This window comes from Dietzia sp. B19, assembly GCF_014145155.1.
GTDB lineage: Bacteria > Actinomycetota > Actinomycetes > Mycobacteriales > Mycobacteriaceae > Dietzia > Dietzia natronolimnaea.
Genome location: NZ_JAALED010000118.1, coordinates 1658 through 8053 on the forward strand (window position 1 = coordinate 1658; position 6396 = coordinate 8053).

A 6396-nucleotide genomic window follows, 5' to 3' on the forward strand; every position below is an offset into this window, starting at 1 on the left:
TAAGGATCTGAGGCGCCAACTCAACACGCTGGTGTCCGTGTACTCGGGCCGTCTGGGCAAGTCCCACGGAGCGATCCACACGCAGCTGCGTAACTCCTGTGGTGGTCCTCCGGTGCCCATGGCCTCGGCCGACCAGATCCGGGAACGCATCTCGCTGCTGCGTAGCTGGTAGGGGCAGCTGGAAGGGGACGCTGGAAGGGGCTCAGAACCACGCCTCGCCGTCCCTGTCGGATGAGCATGCGAACGAGCCCGGGCCCCGTCGACATCTTCGGGGCCCGGGCTCGTCCGGGGTACCGGACCGGCGGGAGATCAGTCCAGGTAGTCGCGCAGCACCTGGGACCGCGACGGGTGGCGCAGCTTGGACATGGTCTTGGACTCGATCTGGCGGATCCGCTCGCGCGTGACCCCGTAGACCTGGCCGATCTCGTCCAGCGTGCGGGGCAGTCCGTCGGTGAGGCCGAAGCGCAGCCGCACCACGCCCGCCTCGCGCTCGGACAGGGTGTCGAGCACCGAGCGGAGCTGGTCCTGGAGCAGCGTGAAGCTCACCGCGTCCACGGCCACCACGGCCTCGGAGTCCTCGATGAAGTCGCCGAGCTGCGAGTCGCCCTCGTCACCGATGGTCTGGTCGAGCGAGATGGGCTCCCGGGCGTACTGCTGGATCTCCAGCACCTTCTCCGGGGTGATGTCCATCTCCTTGGCCAGCTCCTCCGGGGTGGGCTCGCGGCCCAGGTCCTGGAGCAACTCGCGCTGGATGCGCCCGAGCTTGTTGATGACCTCGACCATGTGCACCGGGATGCGGATGGTGCGGGCCTGGTCGGCCATGGCGCGGGTGATGGCCTGGCGGATCCACCAGGTCGCGTAGGTCGAGAACTTGTAGCCCTTGGTGTAGTCGAACTTCTCGACGGCGCGGATCAGACCCAGGTTGCCCTCCTGGATGAGGTCCAGGAACGCCATCCCCCGGCCCGTGTAGCGCTTGGCCAGGGACACGACCAACCGGAGGTTCGCCTCGAGCAGGTGGTTCTTGGCGCGGACGCCGTCCCGCTCGATCCACTTGTAGTCGCGGCGCTGGGCGGTGGTGAGCTTCTCGCCACGCTCGACGACCTGGGCCATGAACCAGGTGGCGTAGAGGCCGGCCTCGATACGCTTGGCCAGCTCGACCTCCTCCTCGGCGTTGAGAAGGGCGACCTTGCCGATCTGCTTGAGGTACGCGCGGACCGAGTCGGCCGAGGCGGTGAGCTCGGCGTCCTTGCGGGCCTGCCGCAGGGCCTCGGACTCGTCCTCGTCCCAGACGAAGTCACCCGACGCCTTGTCCTTGGCGGTCGGACCCTCCTTGGTCTCCTCGTCGGCCTCCGCGTCATCGACGTCGACGACATCGACCTCGACGTCCTCGAGTTCGGCGGTGTCCGGCTCGACCTCGAGTGCCTCGACCGGTGCGTCGTCGATCGGAGCGGTGTCCGTGAGCGCGGGATCGCCCGCGGCGGCGGTCTTCTTGGCCGCGGTCTTCTTGGCCGGGGCCGACTTCTTGGCCGCCGTCTTCTTGGCGGGCGCGGCCTTCTTCGCTGGTGTCCTGCTCGCCGCGGTCTTCTTGGCGGGGGCCTCGCCCGTGACCTCGGTGTCCGACGGATCGCCGCTCATCGCGGAATCCGAACTGGTGGTCTTCGTGGCTGCCACAAACGCCCCTTCACAACCGGTGAATCGATGGGAAACGGGGATCGATGCCGCATCGTATGCCGACACTCGAGCCGTCCGCCTTGCGGTACCGGGCCCGTCCCCGGCCGGTAGGTGATCCCGGCCTGCGCCATTGTAACGAGGAACCAGCCCGGAGGTCGCATCAGGCGCTGTTGACGAGGGGTCAGTAGCTGCCCGGGGACAGTGTCGACCCCAGATCGACCAGGCCGTCGTGCGCCGCCGAGTACAGCGCCGCCCCGATGATCCCGGCATCGCCACGTCTGATGGCCGCACGAACCGGGGTGCGGTTCTCCAGGAGCGGGAACCACTCCTCGGCGGCCTCGCTGATCCCGCCCCCCAGGACGAATGCGCGGGGCCAGAGCAGGTCCTCGAGGCATCGCAGGACGTTGGACACGTGGGGCGCCCATTCCTCGTAGGTCAGTCCGTCCCGTGCACGTACCGATGCGGAGGCCAGGTGCTCGGCCTCGTCGAAACCCCGGCCGGCGATGTCCTCCACCATGAGGTGTCCGAACTCCGTGTTGGGGACGAGATGGCCGTCCAGCAGCAGTGCCGATCCGATCCCCGTGCCGAAGGTCAGCAGGACCACCAGGCCGTCCACCCCCTCACCGGCGCCGTAGTGCACCTCGGTGACACCCGCCGCGTCGGCGTCGTTGAGCATGACCACCGAGCGTCCGGGGAGGTGCCTGTCGAACAGGGCGACCACGTCGCAGCCGACCCAGGAGCCGTCGATGTTGTGGGCGATCCTCGCGACGCCGTCGTGGATGACGCTGGGGAGAGCCACCCCCACCGGGCCGTCCCATCCGAGTTCGTCGACCATCGCGCGGATGACCCCGGCGACCGCGTCCGGGGTCGCCGGCTGCGGGGTGGGACGTGTCGACCGGGGGCCGAGGAGTTCCCCGGTGCCGAGGTCGACCAGCCCCGCCTTGATCCCTGTGCCGCCGACGTCCACCCCCAGGCCGGTGGAGGAGGCCGGCGCCTGGGTGCTCTCGGCAGGTGTGGGGGTGGGCATCTCGGGCTCCCGGGTGACGGGCCGTGAGGGTCACGGCTGCGGTTGGAGTCCACCGGACCGACGGGGCACGATGGGGGCGACGAGCGCCCGTTCGTCAGCGTATCTGTCCGGTACCACCGTGGGCCGGTCCAATCGGGGACGACGACGAGGGGAGCCGACATGTCGGAGGAGACGGACGGAGGGGTCGCGCGATCAACCCACGCGGACACCGTCGACGAATTGAGGCGGTTCGCGGGTCGGCTCGCGGTCTCGGGCGGTGACGTGGCCCGGCGGATGGTGGAGCAGTTCGGCTCCACCGGGCTCGACGCGCGTGCCAAGAGCTCTGCGACCGACCCGGTGACCGTCATCGACACCACCGTGGAGGAGCACCTCCGTTCGCAGGTGGTCTCCGCCCGGCCCGGCGACCGCGTCCTGGGGGAGGAGGGTGGCGAGGAGGCGACCGCCCCGGGACGGGGGGTCGTGCGGTGGGTGGTGGATCCGGTCGACGGAACCGTCAACCTCCTCTACGGGATCCCCTTCACCGCCGTCTCGGTGGCGGCGGAGGTCGACGGGGTGGTCCTCGCGGGTGCGGTGCACAACATCGTCACCGGCGAGACCTGGACCGCGGGGCTCGGCCGCGGGTCGAGCCTCCGGTCCGCCACGGGCACGCTCACCGAACTGACGGCGTCGGCGTGTGACGACCTGTCGATGGCGCTCGTGGGAACCGGGTTCTCCTACGACTCCGACGTCCGCGCGGAACAGGGGCGGGTGGTCGCGGAGCTCCTCCCGCGGATCCGTGACATCAGACGGTGCGGGTCCGCGGCCCTGGACCTGTGCATGGTGGCCACCGGCCGGATCGACGCCTACTACGAGCGCTGCCTCAAGCCGTGGGATCACGCGGCCGGGGCCCTGATCGCCGCCGAGGCCGGCGCGGTGGTGAGGGTCTCCCACGACGACGAGGTCCCCACTGCCGCCGCCGCACCCGGTGTGGCGGGGGAGTTCCTGTCCGCGATCGAGGCGCTCGGGGGCGCGGTCAGCAGTTGACGGCTCGCGCCGCGTCCAGCTCGGCGGAGATTGGTTGACGTCCCACCTTGAGCTCGTCGAGCGCCCCCACGCTCTCCGCCGAGTCCGACAGTCGCGAGAAGATCGTCCCCAGCACCAGGTCGACGGACTCGTCCGCCCGCCCGTCGGACACCAGCTGCATGCACGGCGCGGCGAGGGACAGTGACCTCGCGCTCGCCTCCCCGGCCTCGCCGTAGCGGATCTGCCCGTGGCACTCGAGGTCCTGGGCGTAGATCGGGTCGTTGCCGGTGGCGTCGGCTCCCGCCGGCTGGAATCCGCGTTCGGCGAGTTGGGCGGCGACCGCACCCGCCTGACCGCTCTGGCCGTTGGCGTTGAGCACCCGGACCCGCGTGTCCGCCAACAGGGCCGGCTCGACCGAGTCGAGTGCGCCGGCGGGCTGATCCCGCAGTCCGGCCTCCTCCGCCGCGGGCGTCACGGGGCAGGCGGCGGCCTGGGTCGCCGCATCGCTGCCCATGAGCGCGGAAGCCCACACCAGACCCCCGAGGACCAGCGTGGCCACCACGAACAGCACGTAGGGGCTGCGTAGTCGTCCCATCCCCCGAGTGGGGGTCGGACTGGGTGTCGCCTGGGCGCTGAGGTGGACGACCATGAGGGTCCTTCCTGCAGGTGTCACGGTGCGGGAGCCCTGTCCGGGTCCGCCTCACCACTGTAATCGTCGGGGAATCGGCGTCCCGGTGGGGACACGGTCCGGAAGCGCGGATGAAATCCCTGCTAGTTTCCGTTAATATGCGTGCGCCGGTCGGTCCACGATCGAACCGACCGCCCCTCGCCACCTGACCGCTAGAGAAGAGACACATGGCAACCGACTACGACGCACCCCGCCGGACCGAAGCTGACGAGCTGGCCGGTGATTCGCTGGAGGAACTCAAGGCCCGGAGGGCGGAGGGGGCTACCGGCGAGGTCGACGTGGACGAGACGGATACCGCCGAGTCCTACGAACTCCCGGGGGCGGATCTCTCCGGAGAGGAACTCACGGTCCGTGTGGTTCCCGAGCAGGACAATGAGTTCACCTGCGGAGACTGCTTCCTCGTCCATCACCGGAGCCGGTTCGCCGAGGAGAGGGACGGACTGCCGATCTGCGTGGACTGCGCGGGCTGATCGCTCAGCTGTAGTGGTTGTCCGGGAGGGCCGCCGCGAGTCTTTCCGGGTCACGGGTGCTGATCAGCCAGTAGGGCGTGGGGTCCAGCGGGTCGTCCAGGACGACGATCACCATGGTGGGGACATAACCGCGGTGGACGACGAACGCCTCCGGATCGAGTTGGCGCCCCATCGCGGCCTGCTTGGCGGTCGCGGGCACGACGGCGCTGCGCGAGATCGCCTCGAAGGGCAGACGCGCGCGGCCCGCGTACAGGGTCCCTCCGCCCTGACCGTCGGACTCGACCTCGATACGCTCGCGACCGACGGTGACGAAGAGCCACGCGAACAGGGCGGGCACGACCACGGTGAGCAGCCACAGCCACCACGGCGCGCCGAGTACCGAGGCCACGGCGGCCACGAGGACGGTGATGGCGGCGAGAAGCACCCACCACCATCCCGGTACCCGGAGTCGTTCCGAGTGAACAGGGCGCGGGACCCGGTCGGGCGACGGTCGGAGATCTTCTTCGGTCACGACATCAAGACTATCCATCACCCGGGCTCCACCCGGCAGGAGGGCGGCCAGCCATGAACCACCCCGACCACTCGTCCGGATCACGCGGACCGCTGCGGCTACGGAGGTTGGACCCCGGTCTTCCGGTGCCGTCCCGCGCCCACCCCTCCGACGCGGGCATCGATCTGTTCTCGGCCGAGAACTGCGCACTCGAACCCGGGCATCGTGCGCTGGTGGGCACAGGGGTGGCCGTCGCCATCCCGGAGGGGTACGCCGGGCTCGTCCACCCCAGATCCGGTCTCGCCGCACGGGCGGGACTGTCGATCGTCAACGCCCCGGGCACCATCGATGCCGGGTATCGCGGCGAGATCAAGGTCAACCTCGTCAACCTCGACCCGTCCGAACCGGTGCACATCGGACGAGGTGACCGGATCGCACAGTTGATCATCCAGAGAGTCGAACTCTGGGACGTGCAGGAGGTCGACGAGCTCGACCAGACCGACCGGGGAGAGCGGGGCCACGGCTCGACCGGAGGTCACCACCGCCTGACCTGACCGGCAGCACACCACGTTGGGTAGCGTCAAGAGGCACGGTCCCGACCGGGACCGGGTCGCACGCGGAGAGGATTCGACCATGTTCGGACGCAAGAAGTCGGTGACCGGGGACCGCGACGCCGCCACCCCCGGGGAACCCGCGGACTCCGCACCGTCCACGACCGGTCCGCATGACCGCCCGTCGGTCGGGGACGTGGCCCGGTACTACACCGACCTCGGGTACGGACACCTCGACCTCGGTTCCCTGGTGATCGGCGTCCCCAAGGGACGCGATCTGAACGTCGCGCTGGATCCCAACGGCCAGCCGGAGTTCCACGTGGTCACCACCGTGTCGCGGGTCATCCCGCGCGCCTTCGCCGCGCCGAAGTCCGCCGGGCAGTGGCGGACCATGGTGGCCGCCATGCGCGAGCAGCTCGAGGGGCAGGGCGCCGAGGTGACCGTCGAGGACGGTCCGTGGGGGCGCGAGCTCGTGGCCGCGATGCCGGGGGCGGTGT

The 6396-nt window shown here is 70.0% G+C and carries 8 protein-coding genes; 4 read left to right on the plus strand and 4 right to left on the minus strand.

Annotated features, from left to right (window positions below; all coding sequences use genetic code 11):
* Positions 1-309: 309 nt before the first annotated feature.
* Positions 310-1635, minus strand: a complete 1326-nt coding sequence (locus G6020_RS04575) for an RNA polymerase sigma factor (RefSeq protein ID WP_194305971.1) — start codon at positions 1633-1635, stop codon at positions 310-312.
* 217 nt (positions 1636-1852) lie between these two features.
* Positions 1853-2698, minus strand: coding sequence for a polyphosphate--glucose phosphotransferase (gene ppgK, locus G6020_RS04580; protein ID WP_182609823.1), 846 nt, complete (start codon positions 2696-2698; stop codon positions 1853-1855).
* A 159-nt stretch (positions 2699-2857) separates the two neighbouring features.
* Here ppgK and G6020_RS04585 point away from each other — a divergent pair, with 159 nt between their 5' ends.
* Positions 2858-3721, plus strand: coding sequence for an inositol monophosphatase family protein (locus G6020_RS04585; RefSeq protein WP_179525216.1), 864 nt, complete (start codon positions 2858-2860; stop codon positions 3719-3721).
* Here the strand turns inward: G6020_RS04585 and cei are convergent.
* On the minus strand, positions 3711-4295 hold the full coding sequence (gene cei, locus G6020_RS04590; RefSeq protein WP_241731472.1) for an envelope integrity protein Cei: 585 nt from the start codon (positions 4293-4295) through the stop codon (positions 3711-3713). The genes G6020_RS04585 and cei overlap by 11 nt on opposite strands.
* Positions 4296-4555: 260 nt before the next feature.
* Between cei and G6020_RS04595 the strand changes: the two genes are divergently transcribed.
* Positions 4556-4858 carry a DUF4193 domain-containing protein gene (locus tag G6020_RS04595; RefSeq protein WP_179525218.1) on the plus strand — a complete coding sequence of 101 codons (303 nt, stop codon included), beginning with the start codon at positions 4556-4558 and terminating at the stop codon, positions 4856-4858.
* Positions 4859-4862: 4 nt separating this feature from the next.
* Here the strand turns inward: G6020_RS04595 and G6020_RS04600 are convergent, their stop codons facing one another.
* Complete coding sequence (locus G6020_RS04600; protein ID WP_182609825.1) at positions 4863-5369, minus strand: DUF3093 domain-containing protein; 507 nt, start codon at positions 5367-5369, stop codon at positions 4863-4865.
* Between the two features lie 53 nt (positions 5370-5422).
* On the opposite strand from G6020_RS04600, the gene dut reads away from it, so the two are divergent.
* Together dut and G6020_RS04610 are read left to right on the plus strand one after the other, a co-directional pair.
* Entirely contained in the window at positions 5423-5902 is a 480-nt protein-coding gene (gene dut / locus G6020_RS04605; protein ID WP_179525220.1) for a dUTP diphosphatase, read from the plus strand.
* 79 nt (positions 5903-5981) lie between these two features.
* The coding region (locus tag G6020_RS04610; RefSeq protein WP_182609826.1) for a DUF3710 domain-containing protein at positions 5982-6396 on the plus strand (415 nt) is incomplete at its 3' end.

What these genes read in the sequence shown, in the direction of transcription:
- cei (WP_241731472.1), bottom strand. Translation starts at nt 4,295, where the DNA reads ATGGGACGACTACGCAGCCCCTACGTGCTGTTCGTGGTGGCCACGCTG.
- ppgK (WP_182609823.1), bottom strand. Translation starts at nt 2,698, where the DNA reads ATGCCCACCCCCACACCTGCCGAGAGCACCCAGGCGCCGGCCTCCTCC.
- G6020_RS04585 (WP_179525216.1), top strand. Translation starts at nt 2,858, where the DNA reads ATGTCGGAGGAGACGGACGGAGGGGTCGCGCGATCAACCCACGCGGAC.
- G6020_RS04575 (WP_194305971.1), bottom strand. Translation starts at nt 1,635, where the DNA reads ATGAGCGGCGATCCGTCGGACACCGAGGTCACGGGCGAGGCCCCCGCC.
- dut (WP_179525220.1), top strand. Translation starts at nt 5,423, where the DNA reads ATGAACCACCCCGACCACTCGTCCGGATCACGCGGACCGCTGCGGCTA.
- G6020_RS04595 (WP_179525218.1), top strand. Translation starts at nt 4,556, where the DNA reads ATGGCAACCGACTACGACGCACCCCGCCGGACCGAAGCTGACGAGCTG.